The organism is Escherichia sp. F1, assembly GCF_046764225.1.
Taxonomy (GTDB): domain Bacteria; phylum Pseudomonadota; class Gammaproteobacteria; order Enterobacterales; family Enterobacteriaceae; genus Escherichia; species Escherichia coli.
The window spans coordinates 1,720,926-1,745,823 of the sequence record NZ_CP177202.1; the positions used below are offsets into that span (position 1 = coordinate 1,720,926).

A 24,898-nucleotide genomic window follows, 5' to 3' on the forward strand; every position below is an offset into this window, starting at 1 on the left:
TCTGTTTCCCTTAGTGCGCTTTGTCTTCGTTGATAGAGGACTGTAAGGCGCGGGCAAAAGAGTTGGCAATTGCCTGGCGTTGGGCCGGGGCAATGCTGGTGTTGATAAGGTTAGTGACCATGTTGCCTAACACCATCAGGGAAAGGTCGGTCGGAGCCTTATGTTTTTCCAGTACGTTGAGCAGCTCTGCGAGCAATTGTTCAACCTGTTCATCACTGTAGCGGGAAATTTGTGGCATAAATCGAAATCAGTTAGTTGATGAAAGGGCAACATATTACCGTAGCAACGGTTTTTTTTCTGCTTTTTTATGCGTTAAATCATTCTCGTTACGCCGCCTTCTGTAAAATGACCGCCATCTTTTATTGCGTCGCTTAACCGGCGGTGGTTGAATACCGCCCGGTCTTAAAGGAGAGTTTATCATGAGTCTGGATATCAACCAGATTGCTCTGCACCAGCTTATCAAGCGTGATGAGCAGAACCTTGAGCTGGTGTTGCGCGATTCATTGCTGGAACCGACAGAAACCGTCGTTGAGATGGTGGCAGAACTGCATCGGGTCTATAGCGCCAAAAATAAAGCTTACGGCTTGTTTAGCGAAGAGAGTGAACTGGCGCAGACGCTGCGCTTACAGCGTCAGGGCGAAGAGGACTTTCTGGCATTTAGCCGCGCGGCAACCGGTCGCCTGCGTGACGAATTAGCGAAATATCCTTTTGCTGACGGTGGATTCGTGCTGTTTTGCCACTATCGCTATCTGGCGGTGGAGTATCTGCTGGTGGCAGTCCTGAGCAACCTGAGCAGTATGCGCGTTAACGAAAATCTCGACATCAACCCAACCCATTATCTTGATATCAATCATGCAGATATTGTTGCGCGTATCGATTTAACCGAATGGGAAACCAATCCAGAGTCGACCCGCTATCTCACTTTCCTGAAAGGGCGAGTAGGGCGCAAAGTGGCAGATTTCTTTATGGATTTCCTCGGTGCCAGCGAAGGGTTAAACGCGAAAGCGCAAAACCGTGGGCTGTTGCAAGCGGTCGATGATTTCACTGCCGAAGCACAACTGGATAAAGCAGAGCGACAGAACGTGCGCCAGCAGGTTTATAGCTACTGTAATGAGCAGCTACAGGCAGGTGAAGAGATTGAACTGGAATCGCTGTCGAAAGAGCTGGCAGGCGTCAGCGAAGTGAGCTTCACGGAGTTTGCGGCTGAAAAAGGCTACGAACTGGAAGAGAGCTTCCCGGCAGACCGTAGCACACTGCGTCAGTTGACGAAGTTTGCCGGTAGCGGCGGTGGCTTGACTATTAACTTTGATGCGATGCTGTTAGGTGAACGCATCTTCTGGGATCCAGCAACCGATACCCTGACCATTAAAGGCACGCCGCCGAACCTGCGCGATCAATTGCAGCGCCGGACGTCCGGCGGCAATTAATCGGTTTTGTGATCTGAATGCCAGATGCGGCGTGAACGCCTTATCTGGCCTGCAAAAAATAGCAATACCGTAATCAGGCATAATTTGCAGAGACAAAAAACCCCGCCGGAGCGGGGTTTTTTACAACTTATTCAGCAATTAAGCGCGAACGAAGTCGATGTGCAGCAGCTTCGGTTTGTACGGGTGACGCTGTACGTCCTGAGCTTTAACTTTGATTTCTTTACCGTCAACAACGATGGTCAGAACTTCGCTGTAGAATTCAGCTTTAACTTGCATGTTCATGACTTTGTCGTGATCCAGTTCGACAGCCAGCGGCGCTTCTTTGCCACCGTAGATGATTGCCGGGAACTTGTTAGCGGCACGCAGGCGGCGGCTCGCACCCTTACCCTGCTCTTTACGTACTTCTGCGTTGATAGTAAACATTTCTTTCTCTCTTAAATTAATCCTGCTACAGGCGACCCAGCAACAGGTAAGTGATCTGCTTTGCGTATGCAAAAGCGGGCGAGATTCTATACTCAATCGCCTTATACATCAATCAAAACTACCATTAACCGCGTAATTCGTGCGCCCGACGAAAACGACCTTCGTAATCGAACACTTTTTCACGCACTTGCCAGTACTGACCTTTCATGCGGGCGACGACAAAATCCGGGTGTCGCAGTAATGCTTGCTGGGCGAGGATATCAGCGGCGGTGATCCAGCGCAGAGGGATGCCCGGTGTGCGCGTATGCGGGCGGATAAAAAGCTGCTCGAAGGCGGTACGCTGGGCGGGCGTTTGCAGACGGAAACGCTCACTCACATCCGCGCCGTCTTCATCGTAATAGGTGATTTTCAACCATTCGCCTTTCTCGTCGTGCCCATGCTGCAAAGACATGCCGCTACAGCGTAATACCAGCGCGTCTTTCAGTCGTAGCGCCGCTTTTAACATATCATCCGGATCAACCAGTACGGTGTCACATTCGCGGCAGCGGCGGGCGGCAATATCGTTTTCCGCGTTACATTGCGGGCAATTTTTAAAACGGAAACGGAAGTCACATTGTTCGCGATGACCGTCGTCATCTTCAAACCATCCCTGACAACGACGACCAAAGTGTTCAATCAATGTCCCGTCGGCGGTCGTTTTCCCCCAAAAGGTGTTGGCAAAACCGCAGGCAGGGCAGAAAACTTGTACCGGGACGTTGTCACTTTTGCCTTTCGGTGTACCAACTTCCGGCGCGTAGAGATCGTGAGGATTACCCGCATAATCAAGAATTAAGCAATCAGTCTTGCCAGGAGCGAGACGCAGACCGCGCCCGACAATTTGTTGGTAAAGACTCACTGATTCGGTAGGGCGCAGAATGGCGATAAGATCGACGTGCGGGGCGTCAAATCCGGTGGTCAGTACCGCGACGTTGACCAGATAGCGAAAACACTGGGCTTTAAAATCTTCAATTAACACATCGCGCTCAGCGCCGGGTGTGTCGCCAGTAATCAGTGCTGCATCTTCGGCAGGCAGCAGTCCCACTATCTCCTTGGCGTGTTCAACGGTGGCGGCGAAAATCATCACTCCTTTACGCTTTTCGGCGAACTCCATAATCTGGCTGATGATGTGCGGGGTAATACGTTGCTGTTTTTTCAGCTCGCGGTTGAGATCGGCTTCGCTGAAAAGCCCGTTACTCTGTGCCTGCAAGCGGCTGAAATCGTATTGCACTACCGGCATATCCAGCCGTTCTGGCGGCGTCAGATAGCCGTGTTTAATCATATAACGCAGCGGCAGCTCATAAATGCAGTCACGGAAAAGGGCTTTCTCATCCCCGCGTACCATGCCGTGATAATGGAACTGATAAATCCAGCCTTTGCCCAGTCGAAAAGGCGTGGCAGTCAGCCCCAGCAGGCGTAAGTGGGGATTCACTTTGGTCAGGTGAGTGAGGATTTGCTGATACTGGCTCTCTTCATCGTCACCAATACGGTGACATTCATCGACAATCAACAGCGAGAATTCACCCTGAAAGGCATCAAGATTACGGGCGACCGACTGCACGCTGCCAAATACCACTTTACCGTGGCTCTCTTTGCGCTTTAGCCCGGCGGCAAAAATATCGGCTTCCAGCCCCAGCGCCTGATATTTTGCATGGTTTTGCGCCACCAGTTCTTTAACGTGTGCCAGCACCAGCACGCGACCACGAGCCAGCCGCGCCAGTTCCGCTATCACCAGGCTTTTACCTGCACCGGTGGGCAGCACGATGACGGCAGGGGTTTTATGACGACGAAAATGGTTGAGCGTGGCATCCACGGCTTCTTGCTGATATGGGCGGAGTGTAAAAATCATGGTCTCGCGTAGGTAGATTATTCTGCTAATAGTATGCCACGGATCTTTTTCCCTTGAGGGAAGTTATTAGACCGCTATACTGGGCAGACAACAGTTCAGATTTTCGGGTCATTACCCGACCTCCGTTTTTTACAGGCAAAATCACACACATGCGACTTGATAAATTTATCGCACAGCAACTCGGCGTTAGCCGTGCTATTGCCGGGCGTGAAATCCGCGGCAATCGTGTCACGGTCGATGGCGAAATCGTCCGTAATGCAGCGTTCAAACTGCTCCCTGAACATGATGTCGCTTACGATGGCAACCCGCTGGCGCAGCAACACGGTCCACGTTACTTCATGCTCAATAAGCCTCAGGGCTATGTTTGCTCCACGGACGACCCGGATCACCCAACGGTGCTCTATTTTCTGGATGAACCGGTAGCGTGGAAACTGCACGCCGCAGGGCGTCTGGATATCGATACCACCGGTCTGGTACTAATGACAGATGATGGTCAGTGGTCGCACCGCATTACTTCCCCGCGCCATCATTGCGAGAAGACCTATCTGGTGACGCTGGAATCACCCGTAGCTGACGATACGGCAGAGCAATTTGCTAAAGGCGTGCAGCTGCATAACGAAAAAGATCTCACTAAGCCGGCGGTGCTGGAAGTGATTACCCCAACGCAGGTTCGTCTGACCATCAGCGAAGGGCGTTATCATCAGGTGAAACGTATGTTCGCCGCCGTGGGTAACCATGTGGTTGAGCTGCATCGTGAACGTATTGGCGGCATTACGCTGGATGCTGATTTAGCCCCCGGTGAATATCGTCCGTTAACTGAAGAAGAAATTGCCAGCGTCGTCTAACTTTTCAATGACTTTCAGGAGCCCGTTGTGACCACCCGACAGCATTCGTCGTTTGCTATTGTTTTTATCCTTGGCCTGCTGGCCATGTTGATGCCGCTGTCGATTGATATGTATCTGCCTGCGCTACCGGTAATTTCAGCTCAGTTTGGCGTACCGGCGGGCAGTACGCAGATGACCCTCAGTACTTATATTCTGGGCTTTGCGTTGGGGCAGTTAATCTACGGGCCGATGGCAGACAGCTTCGGGCGTAAGCCGGTGGTTCTTGGCGGTACGCTGGTGTTTGCCGCCGCCGCGGTGGCGTGTGCGTTGGCACAAACTATCGAGCAGCTGATTGTGATGCGTTTCTTCCACGGACTGGCGGCTGCTGCGGCCAGCGTGGTTATCAACGCTTTAATGCGTGATATCTACCCGAAAGAAGAGTTCTCGCGGATGATGTCGTTTGTCATGCTGGTGACGACCATTGCACCGCTGATGGCACCGATAGTTGGCGGCTGGGTACTGGTGTGGCTGAGCTGGCATTACATCTTCTGGATCCTCGCCGTGGCGGCGATTCTGGCTTCGGCAATGATCTTCTTTCTGATCAAAGAAACCTTACCACCGGAGCGTCGCCAGCCTTTTCACATTCGTACCACTATTGGTAACTTTGCGGCGCTGTTCCGTCATAAGCGTGTCCTGAGTTATATGCTGGCCAGCGGTTGCAGCTTTGCCGGGATGTTCTCGTTCCTGAGCGCCGGACCGTTTGTCTATATTGAAATTAACCACGTCGCTCCGGAAAACTTTGGTTATTACTTTGCGCTAAACATTGTTTTCCTGTTCGTGATGACCATCTTTAACAGCCGCTTCGTCCGCCGAATTGGCGCGTTAAATATGTTCCGCTCGGGGTTGTGGATACAGTTTATTATGGCGGCGTGGATGGTCATCAGTGCGCTGCTGGGGCTGGGATTCTGGTCGCTGGTGGTTGGCGTTGCGGCGTTTGTGGGCTGCGTGTCGATGGTGTCATCTAATGCGATGGCGGTCATTCTTGATGAGTTTCCCCATATGGCGGGAACGGCATCTTCGCTGGCAGGAACCTTCCGTTTCGGCATAGGGGCAATTGTTGGCGCATTGCTTTCTCTTGCGACCTTTAACTCTGCATGGCCGATGATTTGGTCAATTGCATTCTGCGCAACCAGCTCCATTCTCTTCTGTCTGTACGCCAGTCGGCCGAAAAAACGGTGATCTATTGCACAACGAGGAAGCTAAAAGGCTTCCTTTGTTGATGCATGTCAACCACAAATCTATCATTCCCCCGATATATGTTTATTTTATGTAAAATCAATTTATGTAAAAAGTCACATCATTGTAGTTAAAAAGGTTGAGTTAGATCGCAGAAACGGGTACATATAGCCCCGCAAACGTGACCACGCCTGCAGATATTATTTAAATCAGAGCCATAGAGGCCACGCAGGCGAGGCATCAATCTTTACGATCTGTATAAAGACGGATTGTTGATGATGTGTTAAAATTGATGTAAATAAATTGTGAAGTAAATGTGCTTCCGGGGAAAATAAGTGACTTCATTACAACTCTCAATCGTCCATCGACTGCCGCAGAACTATCGCTGGTCTGCTGGTTTCGCAGGTTCGAAGGTTGAACCGATTCCGCAAAATGGACCGTGCGGTGACAACAGCCTGGTGGCGCTTAAATTGCTTAGCCCGGATGGTGATAATGCATGGTCGGTGATGTACAAACTAAGCCAGGCGTTAAGCGACATCGAAGTTCCATGTTCGGTGCTGGAGTGTGAAGGTGAGCCGTGCCTGTTTGTAAATCGCCAGGACGAGTTTGCAGCAACATGCCGATTGAAAAATTTTGGTGTGGCAATTGCCGAACCCTTCTCAAACTACAATCCTTTTTAAGCGTCAGCTCAACGCCAGTAGCTGACGCGTATACTCCTGCTGCGGTGCGGCAAACACGCGCGCGCACGGTCCTTGTTCCACTACTTCCCCTTGTCGCAGTACGATAACCTGATGACATAACGCGCGGACAACGTGCAAATCGTGGCTGATAAACAAATAGGCCAGTTGATGCTTTTGTTGCAATGATTTCAATAGCGTCAATATTTGCGCCTGTACCGTTTTGTCGAGCGATGATGTTGGTTCATCAAGAATGATCAGCGAGGGCTTAAGAATTAACGCCCTGGCAATCGCAATACGTTGCCGCTGACCACCAGAGAACTCCGCCGGATAACGGTGGCGTGTTTCAGGATCTAATCCCACTTCATGCATCACGGCTATCACTTGTTGTTCGCGTTGTGCGGCAGAAAGCGTCGGCTGGTGAACCCGTAAGCCTTCCTCAATAATCTGCAAAACGTTGAGTCGTGGGTTGAGCGAGGAGTTTGGATCCTGAAATACCACCTGAATGCGATGACGAATAGGTAACAGCTGGCGACGATTTAAATTTTGCAGTGGCTGACCGTCAAAGATAATGCTGCCCTGAGAGTTAATCAGTCGCAGCAGCGCCAGTCCCGTCGTGCTTTTCCCGGAACCTGACTCGCCTACTAAACCCAGTGTTTCACCCGCTCGTAGCGTAAAACTGATGTTTTTCACCACCACATTATGATCCACAATGCGCTTCAAAATCCCTTTGCGAATGGGGAAGGCAACCTGAAGCTGTTCAACATCCAGCAACGTTGAGGCAGGTTCTGGCAATGGTACCGGGTCGCCTGACGGTTCACTGTTGAGTAGCTTTTGTGTGTAAGGATGAGTGGGTGAGGCAAATAGCGTAGCGGCGTTATTTTGCTCGACACAGCGACCGTTTTGCATTACCGCCACGCGATGGGCCAGTTTTCTGACAATGCTGAGGTTATGAGTAATAAACAGCATACCCATATTCAGCTCGCCTTGCAGTTCGCGCAACAGCTGTAAAATCTGCGCCTGGACAGAGACGTCCAGTGCGGTGGTTGGTTCATCGGCAATTAATAATTCCGGTCGCGTTAACAGCGCCATCGCAATCATCACCCGCTGGCGTTCGCCGCCGGAGAGCTGATGCGGATAATCTGTCAGCCGTTTTGCCGCCTGGCGGATACCGACGCGATCAAGGCAGTTAAGAATTTCGCCACGAGCCGCTTCCCGACGCATCCCGCGGTGGAGTGAAAGCACTTCATAAAGCTGTTTTTCCAGGGTATGCAATGGATTTAATGACACCATCGGCTCCTGAAAAATCATGGCGATCTTATTACCGCGTACACCGCGCAACGTTTGATCGCTGGCATGAAGCAGCGATTCGCCATGAAAACGAATATCGCCGGAGAGATATTCAACCGGCGGGGAAGGGAGCAGGCGTAAAATTGACAGCGCGGTAACGCTCTTACCTGAACCAGACTCACCCACCAGCGCCAGCGTTTCGCCAGCCTCAATCTGTAGTGAAACATCATTGACTACTGTGCGTACGGTTTGCTGATGGCGAAAACCCACCGACAAATTTTCAATCGCTAACAGAGTTTGCGTCATGCTACACCGCCTTATTAGGATCAAATGCGTCGCGGACGGCTTCACCAATAAAGATCAGCAAAGACAACAATATCGCCACCGACAAGAAGGCGGTGATCCCAAGCCACGGGGCCTGAAGGTTATTTTTCCCTTGTAACAGCAGTTCACCGAGTGACGGTGAACCGAGCGGCAGACCGAAGCCGAGGAAATCGAGCGAGGTCAGGGTGGTGATCGAACTACATAAAATAAACGGTAAAAAAGTGAGGGTAGCGACCATGGCATTTGGCAACATATGACGCAGGATGATACTGCGATCGCTGACGCCAAGCGCCTGCGCCGCGCGGATGTAGTCGAAATTACGGGTACGTAAAAACTCCGCCCGCACCACGCCGACCAGACTCATCCAACCAAACAAGACGGTAATTGCCAACAGCCACCAGAAGTTAGGCTGTACGACGCTGGAAAGTAAAATAATCAAAAACAGCGTCGGCATCCCCGACCATACTTCAATAAAACGTTGCCCCCAGAGATCGACTTTACCGCCGTAATAGCCTTGTAGCGCCCCCGCCAGCACGCCCATCACGCTGGAGCAGAGGGTCAGCATCAGGCCAAACAGAACTGAGATCCGCGTGCCATAGAGAATGCGCGCCAGCACATCGCCGCCATTGGCATCCGTTCCCAGCCAGTTTTGCCGGGAGGGTGGGGAGGGGAAGGGCTTGTCGGTAGAAAAGTTGATACTGGTAGCGCCAAAGCGAATCGGTGCCCACAGTACCCAGCCTTTATCTTCCAACCGCTGTTTCAGCCACGGGTCCTGATAATCAGCCTGGCTTGCCAGCGGGCCGCCAAAATCGCTTTCGCTGTAGTTTTTCAACAACGGGAAATACCAACTGCCGTCATAACGCACCAGCAACGGTTTATCGTTGGCGATCAGTTCAGAACACAAACTCAAACCAAACAAAACGAGGAAAATCCATAACGACCAGTAGCCGCGACGGTTATGACGAAAACGCGCCCAACGGGCCTGATTGACGGGGCTGAGTCGCGACATTAACGTCCCTCAAAATCTATACGCGGATCGACCAGCGTATAGCTGATATCACTGACAATATTCAGCAGCAGGCCAATCAGGGTGAAAATATACAAAGTACCAAACATTACAGGATAATCGCGCGAGACGGTCGCTTCGTAGCCCAGTAAGCCAAGACCATTGAGCGAAAACATTACTTCAATCAGCAGCGAGCCGGTAAAAAACATGCTGATAAACGTCGCCGGAAAACCGGCAATCACCAGCAGCATGGCGTTGCGGAACACATGTTTCCAGAGAATATTTTTTTCACTTACCCCTTTCGCACGGGCGGTCACCACGTATTGCTTGCGCACTTCATCAAGGAATGAGTTTTTTGTCAGCATGGTCAGCGCCGCAAAGCCGCCAATCACTGTCGCCAGCACCGGCAGCGTGATATGCCACAGATAATCGGTGATTTTCTGATACCACGGCAGCGAATCAAAGTTAGCGGAAACCAGGCCGCGCAGAGGGAACAGGTCGAAATAGCTGCCTCCCGCGAAGAAGACAATCAGCAGGATGGCAAACAAAAAGGCCGGAATGGCGTAGCCGATGATGATAAATGCACTACTCCAGACGTCAAAGCGGCTACCATTATAAACAGCTTTGCGAATGCCTAACGGAATCGACACCAGATAGATAATCAGTGTGCTCCACAATCCGAGGGTGATGGAAACCGGCAGACTGTCTTTAATCAGCGTCAGCACTGAGGCGCTGCGAAACAGGCTATCGCCAAAATCAAAGCGGATGTAGTCCCAGAGCATTTTGAAGTAACGTTCGTGGATCGGCTTATCGAAACCGTAGCGATGAGTGATCTCGGCGATCACTTCTGGATCTAATCCGCGTCCACCACGGTAATTACTGTCGCTGATATTGCCGACGCCCGTTTGCGCATGGCTGGCGCGAACACCTTCACCGCCTGCGCCGGGTAATACTCCGGCATTACCAAACTCAATGGCGGCGATAGCCTGGTCGACCGGACCGCCAGGCGCAATTTGCACGATGAAAAAGTTGATAGTGATAATCGCCCATAACGTTGGGATCACCAGCAACAGACGGCGAATCAGATAAGCGCCCATCTACTCTCCCTGTTGTCTGGCTGACGGCAGTTTGGCCGCTTTATTAACGTCATACCACCAGGTATCGATACCCAGGCTGTAAACAGGGCGCACTGCGGGTTGAGAGAATTTATCCCACCAGGCGAGACGGTCTTCCGCCATATACCACATTGGCAGCATGTAATAATTCCACGTTAATACGCGATCCAGTGCTCGCCCCAACGGCAGTAATTTTTCTTTATTTCCCTGCGCGGCAATAATTTGGTTGATCAGCGAGTCGATAACCGGGCTTTGCACGCCGGGGGCATTATAAGTGGAATTGATATATTCCGATGACCAGGATATCTGTAAATCGGAACTGGGCCACGGCATCGCCCGCCATACGCGCGGCATCATGTCATAGTCGCGACTGCGCATGCGGTTGGTGATTTGCGAGTTATCCACTTTGCGAATGTCCATGTTGATACCCAGCCGTTGCAGGCTGTGCTGGAACGGCAATACCCACTGACTATTGCTGCTCGAAGGTAGCAATAACTCAAAGCTGAGCGGCTGACCCGTTGTGGCATTTACGCGTTGCTGACCCTTCAGCACCCAGCCCGCTTCGTTGAGAAGTTTGTCGGCTTTTAACAGGTTGTCACGATCGTAGCCATCGCCTTTGGATACCGGCGGCTGGTAGATTTGTGTGAAGACTTCTGGCGGTAGATCTTTTTTCATTGGTGCCAGAAGCACCAGCTCCGCGGCGTCGGGGTAATTTCTGGCCGCGTATTCGGTATTCTGAAAATAACTGTTCGTGCGACTCCAGGCATTGTAAAACAACGCTTTGTTCATCCATTCAAAGTCAAAGGCGAGAGTGATCGCTTCCCGCACCCGGCGATCGCTGAATACCGGACGTTGGATATTAAACGCCAGCCAGCGCGTATCCTGGGCTGATTCGTTCTTTTGCTCATCTTTGATGATGTATTTCTTATCGAAATTTTTACCGGTATAGCGCGTGGCCCAGTTTTTGGCGTCGTTTTCCATACGCAAATCAAAGGCACCGGCTTTAAACGCTTCAAAGGCGACATTATCATCGAGGTAATAATCGTAGCGAATGGTGTCGAAATTCCAGCGTCCACGGTTTACTGGTAAGTTTGCTGCCCAGTAATCTTTCACGCGGGAATAGACAATATTTTGCCCCATTTTCCAGGACGTAATTCGGTACGGACCACTGGCAAGCGGAGGCGTGGCGAGCGGGTCGCTAAGTTTGTGATCCTTCCAGTACTTTTCTGGAAAGACCGGCAGCGAAAACAGACTCAGCATATCTTCTTTGCCGGGTTTAGCTAACTCAATGCGCACGGTTAACGGCGCAATGGCTTTGACGGTGGTGCCTTTGTAGACCAGACGAAATTGCGGCACGCCTTCGGTCATAAATTTTTGAAAAGTAAACTCTACATCGCGGGCAGTAATGGGCGAACCATCATGAAAACGGGCGAGCGGATTAATAGCGACCTCCACCCAGGAATAATCGTCAGCATAGCGTGCACTTTCAGCAATCAGCGGGTAATAACTGCCTGGTTCGTCATCGGAAGTCGTAAATAGCGTGTCGTACAGCTGCTCGGTGCGTGCGCCCGGGTTGCCGCGCAGCGCATAGCGGTTGAAATTATCGAAGGTACCGAGGGCTGACAACGTTATCTGCCCACCTTTTGGTGCGGCGGGGTTCACATAATCAAAATGGTTGAAATTAAACGCGTACCGGGGTTCGCCCAGCACGGCAAAGGCATAGCTTTCCTTGATAGCCTGCGCCTGCGCACCGAAGGTGAACAGAGCGATAAACAGCAGCAGTATGCGCACAATCATCTGCAACGGATTTCCTTTTACTCATCATTAGCCGCAATCCGGCATGCTTTCACTATGAATAATAAGGGACGTAAGCACACCTTACCACTGCGGCGTATACGGTTTCTTCAGCCAGCGGACAAAATCGTCCAGCGGTAACGGGCGACTAATCCAGTAGCCTTGCATGAAATTAACGCCGCGTTCGCTTAGCCATCGCGCCTGTTCCGGCGTTTCGACCCCTTCAGCAACCGTAAGCATATTGAGACGTTTCGCCAGCGTCAGCACCGCGTCAAGTACGGGTGAAGTGATCGTTTCCGTACCGATGGCGTTGATAAATCCACGGTCAATTTTCAGATAATCGAGCGTAAAACGCTCAAGGTAGATAAGCGCGCTGTGCCCGGTACCGAAGTCATCAATAGCAATTTCTATGCCGACCGAGTGTAGCCAGGCAAAGAGTTGCGTGGCTTCTTGCTCTTTCAGCATATCGCGCTCGGTAATTTCCAGCACAATCTGGAAGTGGTGCGCGGGTAGGGAAGTGAGCAGTTTCTGGATATCTGCTTTAAAGCTTTCGCTGTGCAGATGGTCCGGCGCAATGTTAATGCCAAATTTGACGCCTACCGGCAGTACTTTTTCTAATTCTGCGGCATCGCGGGCAATCAACTCAAACAGGTGCTGAGTCAGTGGCACAATCATCTTTTGCGATTCGGCAAAGTTAATGAAGGCATCCGGGGGTATTTCTCCCGCGACAGGATGCCGCCAGCGTAGTAGTACTTCCAGGCCCGTTACTCGCAAAGATTGTGTATCCACCACCGGTTGATACGCCACGTAAAATTGTTCGCGCTTGATGGCGGTCATGATTTCTCTGCCGGGGCGCATACGTACGCTCATCAGGTAATAGCAGAGCAGGCCAACGACAGTTCCACTCATGCCGCCCAGTAAAAATGCGTACCACACATCGTTCCATGTCCAGTCATCTGCATAAAGCCGAACGGTCAGAGGAATGCCCGCAATTTTAGTTTCACGGACCGGCATGTCGGTTAATTCATTAACATTCATCAAACGTGACGAAAAGGTAGATAGCGCAGTATTACCAATAATGAGGGCGACACCATCGTAATCTTCCTGCCGTGAGCTATAGAAGAGTGAAGGCGTCAGATTGAGATTCAGCGCGGCAAACACGCCGCTATTTTTCAGCAAAGGGTTGCGATACCAGATGACGATTGCGGGTTTGTTCGGCACCATCGGCGTGCCGGGTAAGATCGCCATATCGACGTTTTTATTAATGTCGAGCGCCGGAATCAATTCATTGAGTGGAATGTCCATCTCACCGGTCGCAGATGAACAGAATGTTTTTTTATCTTTCACCAGCACAAACGTACGGACATTCATGCTAAACGCCGCGCGGGCAGTCAGTTCGGGGTTAGCCTGCTGGCAGGTATCTAAGGTCAGCGGCTGGAGCCGGTCAGTAGTGGATTTCAGGTCGGCAAAATAGGTATCGAGATACTTTTGTACGTCGGTAATCAGTGTGTCGTATTTGACTTCGTGCTTATGCCAGGCCACTAAAAACTGAAGGCAGCTCACCAGTATCGCAATCATCACGCCTGCAACAATGCAGGTAAGCAGGAGCTTACGTCCAGAATTGGGAGCGCGTATGAACATGATTCCGTTAATTTCCTGAAATTACGACAACATTTAAAAGATAACAATGACCGGACTATAGCCTGGATCAAGACGCGGAAACATCATTTTCTCTGATGAATGAAAACAAAAAAGCACTGCCTAAGCAGTGCTTTCAGTTAACTCGTCAGGATAGCCAAGGGATTGCATCCAAACGGTTTATTAGCTGCGGCTGAGAACCCGGCGTGCTTCGTTGTAACGCTTCTTCCAGTACGGTTCATTCATGCTGGAAATAATAACACCACTGCTGGTGGAAGCATGGACAAACTGATTGTTGCCGATATAAATACCGACATGGCGTCCTGTTGAACCGGCACGGAACAGAACTAAATCACCCGTACGCAAATTACTGCGGGAAACAGATTTACCCATTTCCTGCTGTTCGTAAGTCGAACGCGGAAGTTCTAAGCCAAATTGCTCACGGAATGTACGCTGTACGAAACCAGAACAATCGATACCTTTTTTAGTGCTGCCGCCCAGACGATAGCGTACGCCTTTCCAGTCAGCATACTGATCCATAATTCGCGATTTTACGTCGACATTACGAACCAGGTTTTCAAATTCATCCTGAGAAGCTTGCAGTGATGATGTTTCACTACCCACTGCACGTGTCTCAGGATGCATATTCTTTGCGGTGTTATTTGCACTACATGCAGAAAGCAGAACCGCTACTGCAATCGCGGGAATCCCGCGCAAGATATATCTCAAAATCGGTTGAGATTTGACCATGTTGTTTGTTTTCCCTTGAAGTCCTTAACGACAAATATCGTTATAAAAAAATGCCAAGCGACACGAGACTAATTACCTGGGCATGTTGAAACAATTCCTTAAGGCCAAATCTGTGGACTAACGCACAAAATTATATGCTGTGAGGATAATCTACCGCCGAGGCAAAACGAGTTCGAGATTACCCGATTGGTGCGGTCTTGGCGAGCGGTTTTACATGATTTTTTATAAGAAAAAGTGATACAGAAAGTTAATAAACGGGATTGGTCAATTAAAGTACGATTGAGTGAAACGCATGCAATCCATTCATTTACTTAGAGAATGATTTTTGCGCGCGATGGATGAAAGCACGGTGCGCATCATCAGGATTATCCTCACTATAAAAATAACCCTGATGATGTTAATTACTGTGAGTTATTTGTTTTGGAAATGTTTGTTTTTTCCCGGTAGTGATTTGTCAAAAAAGGTGATTAATCGATCACTTAATGGCGTCAGCAACACCCAGGGCAAACCGATCAATATCACGGTCATCGAACCGACAATGATGTCAGTAAACCAGTGTGCGCCAATCATTACTCTGGGAAACGCAAAAACCACAAAAATAATAAGGGCGATAAGGCCTGCAACTTTGCCGAAATAACGCCACATGAATGCCGAAAAAATAAGCAGCATCATACCATGATCGCCGGGAAAGCTATCTCGTGAGGCATCTTTAGTGGGAACAGAGAGCAGTTCGCTGACGCGGTTAATATCGGTAAAAGTCAATGTTGGGCTGGCCCGTTTTACAGGAATTAATGCCTGACCCAGCTGGTTTAATGCCACTGCAGTTAATAGCATGACCAGACCAATAATCACGATACGTCGTCTGCCTGGGGCGTTTTCTTTCAGCCAGAAACTCAGCATCAACATTCCCATCGCCAGCAGTGAACAACCGTCGAAAGCGCGATTGTTGGTCAATGCAACCAGCCACAAAAAGGCCTTACTTTCGACCAGTTTCTGATTAAAAAAATAAAAAATATCCGCATCAATCGGCAACCAGAATCCATGATTAACGGGTATATACCAGGAAAGAAACAGCGCGAGGCCGACAATATTCAACAACACTATTTGCGGCAAATTTTTAATCATATTTTCTCTAATTATCTTACTGAAAAACGCAGGCAACCTTACGCGGTAGTCGCTAAACGAAGCTTCAACAGCGCGCTCTGCAAGGCATTCCAGTCAGCTTCGCTGCTGGAAATCAGCTCAATACGACTGTCCGGTGGCGCAACGTTTTGCGTTTCAATGTGCAGGTCATCGCCCTGACGGTTGATTCGCACCAGCCCTTCGGGAATACGCATCACGCCTTTGACGCGTTCCACCGGTGCAAGTCGCGCCCATTCCAGAATGCCAATGGTGTCGAATACCGTATCAGCGTCGAATATCCAGCCACAGGCCTGATGCCCTTGTCCGCTGTTCAGACTGCGACGCCAGCGTTGATGCTCTGGCAGGCTTAACGCTGCTAACCCTTTTTTCACGACATGCTGATGAGAATGCGCGGCGCTGGCGGGCAACTCGGCTAAATTGCGACGCGGCAAATCCAGAAGATGACCGTCAATTTTCCCATGCTCGCTGTGAATCAATTGCCGATCGCCACCATTTTGCTGCCACCAACGCTGTAGCGCTTGCTCACTTTCGGGCGTCGCACGGTCGGATTTATTGGCGACAATAATGTCTGCGGCAGCCAGCTGGTCACGGAAGTTTTCATTGCTGGCGCTTTTTTCGTCCAGCAGCAGGCGTGGATCGAGAATGCACAACGTGGCGCGTAGATCTATCCACGGTTCATAGACTGGTGCGGTTAAGAGATCTAGGATCTGTTTCGGATGCCCCAGTCCGGTCGGCTCTATCAACAAGCGGTCTGGTTTTCCCTGACGCAGTAAGGTATTCAATCCTACCTGCATGGGTAAACCATTAACGCAGCACATGCAGCCGCCGGGGATCTCTTTCAACAATGCGCCGCTATCGGCGAGCAAAGCACCATCAATTCCGACTTCCCCAAATTCATTAACCAGTACCGCCCATTTTTCGTTGGGATCTTTATGGGCTAACAGATGAAGAATCGACGTGGTTTTCCCGCTGCCGAGAAAACCGGTGATGAGGTTGGTCCTGGTCACAACGGCTCCGCAATACTCTTAAAAGTTAACTGAGCGTTAATCCTGGCTAAAAAAGGCAGAAAAGAGAAGGGGGGAGCGGACGAAGGCGAGCTTCATCCGCTTTAACCGCAGAAATCGTTAAATTTTGAGGGTGTTTAATAGCGCCTGATGCGCGCCGAATTGTGCGATTTGTTGCCAGGCTTGTTCGATGGCCTGCACAAAATGCGGGTTATCTGGCAGATCATCACCGAAAACTTCACGCAGGGAAAGCAGGGCGGTGACGCGTTGTTCACTGCTGCTGCCCGCAACAAGTTCGCGAATTTTATCGCTAAGCGGATCGCGAACATCAATGGCATTTCCGGCATCATCAACGCCGCTGACGTAACGCATCCAGCCTGCAACGCCTAATGCCAGCATCGACCAGTCCGTTTCGCGCCCCAGATGTATGCGAATACCTGCCAGCATGCGTTGCGGTAATTTCTGGCTACCATCCATCGCGATTTGCCAGGTCTTATGTTTCAGCGCCGGGTTAGCAAAACGTGCAATTAACTTATCCGCATATTGTGTTAAATCGACATCTTTAATTCGCAGTGTCGGCGCTTGCTCATCCAGCATTAATGCTCTGGCGGCATGGCGAAATGCGCGATCCTGCATGCAATCACTGATGTGCGCGAATCCTGAGAGGTAACCCAGATAAGCGAGAAAAGAGTGGCTGCCATTAAGCATCCGCAGTTTCATCTCTTCCCATGGCAGGACATCATTCACCATTTGTACACCTGCGACTTCCCAGGCAGGACGCCCAGCGACGAAGTTATCTTCCACCACCCACTGGATAAACGGTTCGCAGCTAATCGCGCAGGGATCATTCACCCCCAGATGCTGGCTGATTTCCGCCAGTGATTCGTCGGTTGCAGCCGGAACAATACGGTCGACCATGGTTCCCGGAAAACTGACGTGTTCTTTTATCCACCCGGCGAGTTCTGGCGAACGTTTTTCTGCCATTCCCAGCACCGCGTTTTTCACCACATGGCCATTGTCGGGAATATTGTCGCAGGAGAGCACGGTAAACGGTGTAAGGCCGCGTTCACGGCGGCGTTTCAGTGCTTCGACGAGAATACCCGGCGCGGAGTGAGGTTCTTCAGGATTTTGAAGATCGTGACTAATCCGCGGATTGCTGGTGTCGAGTGCACCGGTGGCTGGGTCAATACAATAGCCTTTTTCGGTAATCGTCAGGGAAACAATTGCCACCTGTGGCTCGCAAAATTTCTCAATAATTGCCGCTAAGGAATCCAGTTTTGCATTCAGGCATTCGTGAACGGCACCGACAATTATCGCCTGATTGCCGTCCGCACCTTTCTCCAGCACGGTATATAAATGGTTCTGTGCGCGGAGCTGGCTCATCAGTTGATCGCCGCTGAACAAGCTGATCTCACAGATCCCCCAGTCGCTGCCCTGGGCATTCAATACACGATCGGTCAGTAACGCCTGATGAGCGCGGTGAAAGGCTCCAAAGCCAAAATGAACGATACGTGATTGCAACTGCTGGCGATCGTAGCGTGGAGCGTGTACATGATGCGGGAGCGTAGCGGAGGCGATTGTATTCATAGGAGTCACGTCTTAGTAACGATTGATTAACAATGACAGTGTAAAGTTATATGACAGCAATTGAAATTGGTCTGGATTGTTAATGCAATGAAGTGTGAGGGCGATCAATCAACGAGTGAAAATTGAGGACGTAAGGTGTTCAGGAAGCGCAAAATAGAAGATTGGTATAATAAATTAAAAAAGGGACAGCCTGAGCTATCCCTTTTCTGCATGCGGCTGAAGTTAGTCAGCACGACCCATATAACGGCGTTCTTCGATATGGATACGAATTTTTTCGCCCGGGCTTAAGTATTCTGGTACCTGAATCACCAGACCAGTGCTCAATGTCGCCGGTTTGTTACGGGCGCTGGCAGATGCCCCTTTGATGCCTGGTGCGGTTTCAACGATTTCCAGATCAACGGTCTGCGGCAGCTCAAGCGCCAGCAGTTGACCGTCCCAGGTCAGCACCTGCATGTCCGGCATGCCGCCCTCAGGCATAAACAGCAACTCTTCTTCAATCTGATCTTTGGTGAAGGTATACGGGGTATAGTCTTCTTTATCCATAAAGACATATTCGTTGCCATCGACATAGGAGAAGTCAACGTAACGGCGGGTCAGCGTCACGGTGTCAACGATATCATCACCTTTGAAACGCTCTTCTACTTTCAGCCCGGTACGGACATCAGAAAAACGCATTTTGTACAGCGTAGCGGCACCGCGGGCAGTGGGCGACTGAATATCAATGTCCTTAACCAGCAGCAGTTTGCCGTTGTAATTCAGTACCATACCTTTTTTAATTTCGTTCGCTCTTGGCATCGAAAAATTCCTGTAGTCGAAAATGTCAAAAATATCGCGACAAAGTACTCGCGACGGGCCTTTCGGGCAAGTGGTATTCGCACTTTTGCTGGTGCAAAAAAGGTGGTACTGTGCGCGCTCATCAATCCGGTGGTTAACCTTAAGAGAACAACGTATGGAATGCCGTCCGGGTTGCGGGGCGTGTTGCACCGCCCCTTCAATTTCCAGCCCTATTCCCGGTATGCCAGATGGCAAGCCCGCCAATACGCCCTGCATTCAGCTTGATGAACAGCAACGCTGTAAAATTTTCACCTCGCCACTGCGGCCGAAAGTCTGTGCAGGCTTACAAGCCAGCGCTGAAATGTGCGGTAACTCGCGTCAGCAGGCAATGACCTGGCTTATCGATCTGGAAATGCTGACTGCGCCTTAAACATCTTTAATCCGCAGTAAGCAAAACAGAGTGGCGATAATCATCACCATCGCAAACCAGAACACAGCGTGATAATTCCAGATCTCGGCGACGATGCCCGCCACTGATCCTGCGATGATCCAGCCCACGCGCGAAGTGTTGGTATAGAGCGTGGTGGCTGAACCTGCCTGACCGGGCATCAAATCCTGAAAATAGAGCATCCCGATGCCGCCCAGAATGCCAATAAAAATAGCATTTAGCAGCTGCAAGCCCAACAGAATGGCAGGTGAATGCGCCATCAGCATTCCTGCGTAAAAACAGACGCCACCCACGGCAGCAACGCGCATTAAGAAGCGCTTACCCAGACGTTTGGCAAAATATCCGGCAATCAACATGGTCGGGATTTCCAGCCCGGCGGCGGTCCCCATCATCACGCCTGCCAGTTTCTCGGGAAGATGCAGTTCGTTGATTATAAATAGCGGCATGTTGATGATGTACAGACTGTTCGAGCCCCACATCAATGTACAAATGACAAACAGCAGCAGCGTATCGCGACGGTTACGGCGCGGCGCTTCAACCGTGCCGGTCGCCAGCGGAAGCTCTTTTTGCATCGACGGTAAAAACAGCCACACCATCACGCCGCAAACAATAAACGCTACTGCTGCGCTCAGATACATTACCGTAAAGCTGAAACCCATCGCTAAGGCATAAGCCAGCGGCGGGCCAATGACCCATGCCAGTGAAACCTGAGCGCGTAAAAAAGAGCTGAACATCACCGCTTCACGTCCGGTTTTGTCAGCATGTTCACGGGCGAGGGCAAACATTTGCGGGTTAGCAGTCGAGCCAAAGCTGCTAAGAAAGACGCCAACGAATAGCAAAACAAAGTAGTTGCGATTCCAGGCAAAAAGAGTGCAAGCCAGCACGCCTAACAGGCAGCAAAAGACAATCAGCGATTTGCGATCGCCGCGCTTATCAGAGCGCCCGGCGAGAAACTGACTTACCAGAATCCCAATGACAGCGCTGCCGGTAAAGAAGAATCCCACCATCGCCGGGCGGGCATGTACTTCATCAGTAAGAAAAATACTGAGTGTCGGGGTTTGCAGAGCGCCCGCAATACCGGTGAGAAAGGCAACGATTAAAAACGCCGTCGAGGTCAGGTCAAACGATTTCGCGCTGGAGACTGCGGGGGAGTTATGCATGCTGGTCGATCACTGGAAGAGGAAGACGCGGAGTTTACGCTGCTTGTCAGAAAATAAACAGACAGCGAAATCAAAAGCGCCACGAATAATCAAAATGCCATTTCACTGTTGCTGATTGGCTGCTGACGCTGCTGAAATGAAATTGCTGATAACGGATTTTCCCATCAGCAATTAGGAAAAATGACAAAAAATTGTGCAGCACATCAAACTTTTGCTTATAACTTTACGGCTTTCCTTGCGTGCTGAAACAGAAGTATTATGCTTTCTTGAAACGTTTCAGCGCGATCTTGTCTTTAACCCTAAGCCAGGTTGGCGCTTTTTTTCTCATAGAGGCTGAATCGTTTCAATTCAGCAAGAGAGGAGAACTATGTTCCAGTTATCCGTACAGGACATCCATCCGGGCGAAAAGGCCGGAGACAAAGAAGAGGCTATTCGCCAGGTCGCTGCGGCGCTGGTGCAGGCCGGTAATGTAGCTGAAGGCTACGTCAATGGCATGCTGGCGCGCGAACAGCAAACCTCTACGTTCCTCGGCAATGGTATTGCTATTCCACACGGCACTACCGACACCCGCGATCAGGTGCTGAAAACCGGCGTTCAGGTATTTCAGTTCCCGGAAGGCGTCACCTGGGGTGACGGCCAGGTAGCGTACGTGGCGATCGGTATTGCTGCCAGCTCGGATGAACATTTGGGCCTGCTACGCCAGCTGACCCACGTACTGAGCGATGATTCCGTTGCTGAACAACTGAAGTCAGCAACAACAGCAGAAGAACTTCGCGCATTGCTGATGGGCGAAAAGCAGAGTGAGCAGCTGAAGCTCGACAACGAAATGCTGACGCTGGATATCGTCGCCAGCGATCTGCTGACTCTTCAGGCGCTGAACGCTGCTCGTCTGAAAGAGGCGGGGGCAGTTGACGCCACTTTCGTCACCAAAGCTATCAATGAACAACCGCTGAACCTCGGACAGGGTATCTGGCTGAGCGATAGCGCCGAAGGCAATCTGCGTAGCGCGATTGCGGTAAGCCGTGCGGCAAATGCTTTTGATGTGGACGGCGAAACGGCAGCCATGCTGGTGAGTGTGGCGATGAATGACGATCAGCCCATTGCGGTTCTTAAGCGTCTCGCTGATTTGTTACTCGACAATAAAGCTGACCGCTTGCTGAAAGCGGATGCGGCAACGTTGCTGGCGCTGCTGACCAGCGATGATGCGCCGACCGACGACGTGTTAAGCGCGGAGTTTGTGGTGCGCAATGAACACGGCCTGCATGCTCGTCCAGGTACCATGCTGGTCAATACCATTAAACAATTTAACAGTGATATTACCGTGACAAACCTTGATGGCACCGGCAAACCGGCAAACGGACGTAGTCTGATGAAAGTTGTGGCACTTGGCGTTAAGAAAGGTCATCGCCTACGCTTTACCGCCCAGGGTGCAGATGCTGAACAGGCGCTGAAAGCCATTGGCGACGCTATCGCTGCTGGTCTTGGGGAGGGCGCATAATGAGCAGACGTGTTGCTACTATCACCCTTAATCCGGCTTATGACCTTGTTGGTTTCTGCCCGGAAATTGAACGCGGCGAAGTGAACCTGGTGAAAACCACCGGTCTGCATGCGGCGGGTAAAGGCATCAACGTGGCCAAAGTATTAAAAGACCTGGGAATTGATGTCACCGTTGGTGGCTTCCTCGGTAAAGACAATCAGGATGGTTTTCAGCAACTGTTCAGCGAGCTGGGCATTGCCAACCGTTTCCAGGTTGTACAGGGGCGCACCCGAATTAACGTTAAGCTGACGGAAAAAGACGGCGAAGTGACCGACTTCAACTTCTCGGGTTTTGAAGTCACTCCCGCCGACTGGGAACGCTTTGTGACTGATTCTCTGAGCTGGCTCGGTCAGTTCGATATGGTCTGTGTCAGCGGAAGCTTACCGTCAGGCGTCAGCCCGGAAGCGTTCACCGACTGGATGACTCGCCTGCGTAGTCAGTGTCCTTGCATTATCTTTGATAGTAGCCGTGAAGCGTTAGTAGCAGGTTTGAAAGCGGCACCGTGGCTGGTGAAACCTAACCGCCGCGAGCTGGAAATCTGGGCAGGCCGTAAACTGCCTGAAATGAAAGATGTGATTGAAGCTGCGCATGCGCTGCGTGAACAAGGTATCGCGCATGTCGTTATTTCACTGGGTGCCGAAGGCGCGCTTTGGGTTAATGCCTCCGGCGAATGGATCGCCAAACCACCGTCAGTCGATGTCGTAAGCACCGTTGGCGCAGGGGATTCTATGGTTGGTGGCCTGATTTATGGCTTGCTGATGCGTGAATCCAGTGAACACACACTGCGTCTGGCGACAGCTGTTGCAGCCCTGGCGGTAAGTCAAAGCAATGTGGGTATTACCGATCGTCCGCAGTTGGCCGCAATGATGGCGCGCGTCGACTTACAACCTTTTAACTGACAGCAGGAGAGGCATAATGAAAACGCTGCTGATTATTGACGCTAATCTCGGTCAGGCACGCGCCTATATGGCGAAGACCCTGCTGGGCGCGGCGGCGCGAAAAGCAAAACTGGAAATCATCGACAATCCGAACGACGCTGAAATGGCGATTGTTCTCGGTGATTCCATCCCGAACGACAGCGCGCTGAACGGTAAAAATGTCTGGCTGGGCGATATTTCCCGGGCAGTTGCGCACCCTGAGCTGTTCCTGAGTGAAGCCAAAGGCCATGCGAAACCTTACACTGCGCCGGTCGCTGCGACAGCACCGGTTGCCGCCAGCGGTCCGAAACGCGTAGTTGCGGTGACTGCTTGCCCGACTGGCGTAGCACACACCTTTATGGCGGCTGAAGCCATTGAAACCGAAGCGAAAAAACGTGGCTGGTGGGTGAAAGTTGAAACCCGTGGTTCTGTTGGCGCGGGTAATGCAATCACTCCCGAAGAAGTCGCAGCAGCGGATCTGGTGATTGTGGCGGCAGATATCGAAGTGGATCTGGCGAAATTTGCTGGTAAACCGATGTATCGTACCTCTACCGGTCTGGCGCTGAAGAAAACCGCGCAGGAACTGGATAAAGCGGTTGCTGAAGCAACGCCGTATGAACCGGCGGGCAAAACTCAAACAGCGACCACTGAAGGTAAGAAAGAGAGTGCAGGCGCTTACCGTCACTTGCTGACGGGCGTCTCTTACATGCTGCCGATGGTCGTTGCCGGTGGTCTGTGTATCGCGCTTTCTTTTGCTTTTGGTATCGAAGCGTTTAAAGAGCCGGGTACGTTGGCTGCGGCGCTGATGCAGATTGGTGGTGGTTCAGCCTTTGCGTTGATGGTGCCGGTACTGGCGGGTTATATTGCCTTTTCCATTGCCGATCGTCCGGGTCTCACGCCGGGTCTGATTGGCGGTATGCTGGCGGTCAGCACCGGTTCTGGCTTCATTGGCGGTATTATTGCGGGCTTCCTGGCTGGTTACATTGCGAAGTTAATCAGTACGCAATTGAAACTGCCACAGAGTATGGAGGCGCTGAAACCGATTCTGATCATTCCGCTAATTTCCAGTCTGGTGGTCGGTCTGGCGATGATCTACCTGATCGGTAAACCGGTTGCTGGCATTCTCGAAGGGTTGACTCACTGGCTGCAGACCATGGGGACTGCGAATGCGGTTCTGCTGGGGGCGATCCTCGGTGGCATGATGTGTACTGACATGGGCGGTCCGGTAAACAAAGCAGCGTACGCGTTCGGTGTGGGTCTGCTGAGTACTCAAACCTATGGCCCGATGGCGGCGATTATGGCGGCAGGTATGGTGCCACCGCTGGCAATGGGTCTGGCAACAATGGTAGCGCGTCGCAAATTCGACAAGGCGCAGCAGGAAGGTGGCAAAGCCGCTCTGGTACTGGGACTGTGCTTTATTTCGGAAGGTGCAATTCCGTTTGCTGCCCGTGATCCGATGCGAGTGCTGCCGTGCTGTATCGTGGGTGGGGCGCTGACTGGCGCAATCTCAATGGCGATTGGTGCGAAACTGATGGCACCGCACGGTGGTCTGTTTGTTCTGCTGATCCCTGGCGCGATTACGCCGGTATTGGGTTACCTGGTAGCCATTATTGCCGGTACGCTGGTGGCGGGTTTGGCCTATGCCTTCCTGAAACGTCCGGAAGTGGACGCAGTAGCGAAAGCAGCGTAATAAAAGGTGTGTTACAGGGCAGAAATTTCCTGCCCTGTAACATTTGATGCGCGCAAAGAGAATGACCGGTTTGTGAATGTAATTTTATGAATTTAAATGGTTTTATCTTTTAGTAGAAACCTGAAACCTTCATCAAACACTAAGGTTATTTCCTCAATGGCAGATTAATTTCTGCCCTTTTTTATTGTTCCTGTTCTGTGCATCCCGTCACAAATTCCCCGTTTTTATAATTCAGGCATTTAATCGCGT

General features: G+C 51.1%; 22 protein-coding genes. 8 read left to right on the forward strand and 14 right to left on the reverse strand.

Annotation, left to right across the window (positions count from 1 at the left end; genetic code table 11):
• Nucleotides 1-10 precede the first annotated feature (10 nt).
• Nucleotides 11-238 (reverse strand): YejL family protein, encoded by a 228-nt coding sequence (locus ACK8NJ_RS08315; RefSeq protein WP_001135667.1) that lies wholly within the window; start codon nt 236-238, stop codon nt 11-13.
• Between the two features lie 181 nt (nt 239-419).
• On the opposite strand from ACK8NJ_RS08315, the gene yejK reads away from it, so the two are divergent.
• Nucleotides 420-1,427: a nucleoid-associated protein YejK gene (gene yejK / locus ACK8NJ_RS08320; RefSeq protein WP_000050789.1), complete on the forward strand. Its 1,008-nt coding sequence runs from the start codon at nt 420-422 to the stop codon at nt 1,425-1,427.
• A 138-nt stretch (nt 1,428-1,565) separates the two neighbouring features.
• Here the strand turns inward: yejK and rplY are convergent, their stop codons facing one another.
• Together rplY and ACK8NJ_RS08330 are read right to left on the reverse strand one after the other, a co-directional pair.
• Nucleotides 1,566-1,850 (reverse strand): 50S ribosomal protein L25, encoded by a 285-nt coding sequence (gene rplY / locus ACK8NJ_RS08325; protein ID WP_000494186.1) that lies wholly within the window; start codon nt 1,848-1,850, stop codon nt 1,566-1,568.
• Nucleotides 1,851-1,974: 124 nt separating this feature from the next.
• Entirely contained in the window at nt 1,975-3,735 is a 1,761-nt protein-coding gene (locus tag ACK8NJ_RS08330; protein WP_328180728.1) for a DEAD/DEAH box helicase, read from the reverse strand.
• A 149-nt stretch (nt 3,736-3,884) separates the two neighbouring features.
• Between ACK8NJ_RS08330 and rsuA the strand changes: the two genes are divergently transcribed.
• The 3 genes from rsuA (at nt 3,885) to ACK8NJ_RS08345 (ending at nt 6,475) form a co-directional block, all read left to right on the forward strand.
• Nucleotides 3,885-4,580, forward strand: a complete 696-nt coding sequence (gene rsuA / locus ACK8NJ_RS08335; RefSeq protein ID WP_001234850.1) for a 16S rRNA pseudouridine(516) synthase RsuA — start codon at nt 3,885-3,887, stop codon at nt 4,578-4,580.
• A gap of 27 nt (nt 4,581-4,607) precedes the next feature.
• On the forward strand, nt 4,608-5,798 hold the full coding sequence (bcr, locus tag ACK8NJ_RS08340; protein WP_411962338.1) for a multidrug efflux MFS transporter Bcr: 1,191 nt from the start codon (nt 4,608-4,610) through the stop codon (nt 5,796-5,798).
• Nucleotides 5,799-6,130: 332 nt separating this feature from the next.
• A complete protein-coding gene (locus ACK8NJ_RS08345) occupies nt 6,131-6,475 on the forward strand; it encodes a YejG family protein (protein WP_000202798.1) in 345 nt (114 codons plus the stop codon).
• Between the two features lie 3 nt (nt 6,476-6,478).
• Here the strand turns inward: ACK8NJ_RS08345 and yejF are convergent, their stop codons facing one another.
• From yejF to yeiP, 10 genes are all read right to left on the reverse strand, one after another.
• Nucleotides 6,479-8,068: a microcin C ABC transporter ATP-binding protein YejF gene (gene yejF, locus ACK8NJ_RS08350; protein WP_000194914.1), complete on the reverse strand. Its 1,590-nt coding sequence runs from the start codon at nt 8,066-8,068 to the stop codon at nt 6,479-6,481.
• Nucleotide 8,069: 1 nt separating this feature from the next.
• Nucleotides 8,070-9,095 (reverse strand): ABC transporter permease, encoded by a 1,026-nt coding sequence (locus ACK8NJ_RS08355; protein WP_000088901.1) that lies wholly within the window; start codon nt 9,093-9,095, stop codon nt 8,070-8,072.
• Nucleotides 9,095-10,189 (reverse strand): microcin C ABC transporter permease YejB, encoded by a 1,095-nt coding sequence (locus ACK8NJ_RS08360; protein ID WP_000501604.1) that lies wholly within the window; start codon nt 10,187-10,189, stop codon nt 9,095-9,097. Before ACK8NJ_RS08360 ends, ACK8NJ_RS08355 begins: the two co-directional genes overlap by 1 nt.
• On the reverse strand, nt 10,190-12,004 hold the full coding sequence (locus ACK8NJ_RS08365) for an extracellular solute-binding protein (RefSeq protein WP_001590365.1): 1,815 nt from the start codon (nt 12,002-12,004) through the stop codon (nt 10,190-10,192).
• An 81-nt stretch (nt 12,005-12,085) separates the two neighbouring features.
• Nucleotides 12,086-13,642: a cyclic di-GMP phosphodiesterase gene (locus tag ACK8NJ_RS08370; protein WP_000470598.1), complete on the reverse strand. Its 1,557-nt coding sequence runs from the start codon at nt 13,640-13,642 to the stop codon at nt 12,086-12,088.
• A 180-nt stretch (nt 13,643-13,822) separates the two neighbouring features.
• Nucleotides 13,823-14,389 carry a bifunctional murein DD-endopeptidase/murein LD-carboxypeptidase gene (mepS, locus tag ACK8NJ_RS08375; protein ID WP_000241011.1) on the reverse strand — a complete coding sequence of 189 codons (567 nt, stop codon included), beginning with the start codon at nt 14,387-14,389 and terminating at the stop codon, nt 13,823-13,825.
• A gap of 411 nt (nt 14,390-14,800) precedes the next feature.
• A complete protein-coding gene (lpxT, locus tag ACK8NJ_RS08380; protein WP_001468970.1) occupies nt 14,801-15,514 on the reverse strand; it encodes a Kdo(2)-lipid A phosphotransferase in 714 nt (237 codons plus the stop codon).
• Between the two features lie 38 nt (nt 15,515-15,552).
• On the reverse strand, nt 15,553-16,539 hold the full coding sequence (yeiR, locus tag ACK8NJ_RS08385; protein ID WP_000198813.1) for a zinc-binding GTPase YeiR: 987 nt from the start codon (nt 16,537-16,539) through the stop codon (nt 15,553-15,555).
• Between the two features lie 117 nt (nt 16,540-16,656).
• On the reverse strand, nt 16,657-18,123 hold the full coding sequence (locus tag ACK8NJ_RS08390) for a mannitol dehydrogenase family protein (RefSeq protein ID WP_411962340.1): 1,467 nt from the start codon (nt 18,121-18,123) through the stop codon (nt 16,657-16,659).
• Between the two features lie 222 nt (nt 18,124-18,345).
• A complete protein-coding gene (gene yeiP, locus ACK8NJ_RS08395) occupies nt 18,346-18,918 on the reverse strand; it encodes an elongation factor P-like protein YeiP (RefSeq protein WP_001136827.1) in 573 nt (190 codons plus the stop codon).
• A gap of 154 nt (nt 18,919-19,072) precedes the next feature.
• On the opposite strand from yeiP, the gene ACK8NJ_RS08400 reads away from it, so the two are divergent.
• A complete protein-coding gene (locus tag ACK8NJ_RS08400) occupies nt 19,073-19,327 on the forward strand; it encodes a YkgJ family cysteine cluster protein (RefSeq protein ID WP_000389030.1) in 255 nt (84 codons plus the stop codon).
• Here the strand turns inward: ACK8NJ_RS08400 and setB are convergent.
• Entirely contained in the window at nt 19,324-20,505 is a 1,182-nt protein-coding gene (setB, locus tag ACK8NJ_RS08405; RefSeq protein ID WP_000551973.1) for a sugar efflux transporter SetB, read from the reverse strand. The two genes, ACK8NJ_RS08400 and setB, sit on opposite strands and share 4 nt — an antisense overlap.
• A gap of 367 nt (nt 20,506-20,872) precedes the next feature.
• On the opposite strand from setB, the gene fruB reads away from it, so the two are divergent.
• From fruB to fruA, 3 genes are read left to right on the forward strand one after another with little or no spacing between them, the layout of a single operon-like run.
• Nucleotides 20,873-22,003 (forward strand): fused PTS fructose transporter subunit IIA/HPr protein, encoded by a 1,131-nt coding sequence (fruB, locus tag ACK8NJ_RS08410; protein ID WP_000487246.1) that lies wholly within the window; start codon nt 20,873-20,875, stop codon nt 22,001-22,003.
• The gene (fruK, locus tag ACK8NJ_RS08415; protein ID WP_000091263.1) at nt 22,003-22,941 is read left to right on the forward strand and encodes a 1-phosphofructokinase; all 939 of its coding nucleotides are present in this window, start codon (nt 22,003-22,005) and stop codon (nt 22,939-22,941) included. Before fruB ends, fruK begins: the two co-directional genes overlap by 1 nt.
• A 16-nt stretch (nt 22,942-22,957) precedes the next feature.
• Complete coding sequence (gene fruA / locus ACK8NJ_RS08420) at nt 22,958-24,649, forward strand: PTS fructose transporter subunit IIBC (RefSeq protein WP_000854453.1); 1,692 nt, start codon at nt 22,958-22,960, stop codon at nt 24,647-24,649.
• Nucleotides 24,650-24,898: the final 249 nt, after the last annotated feature.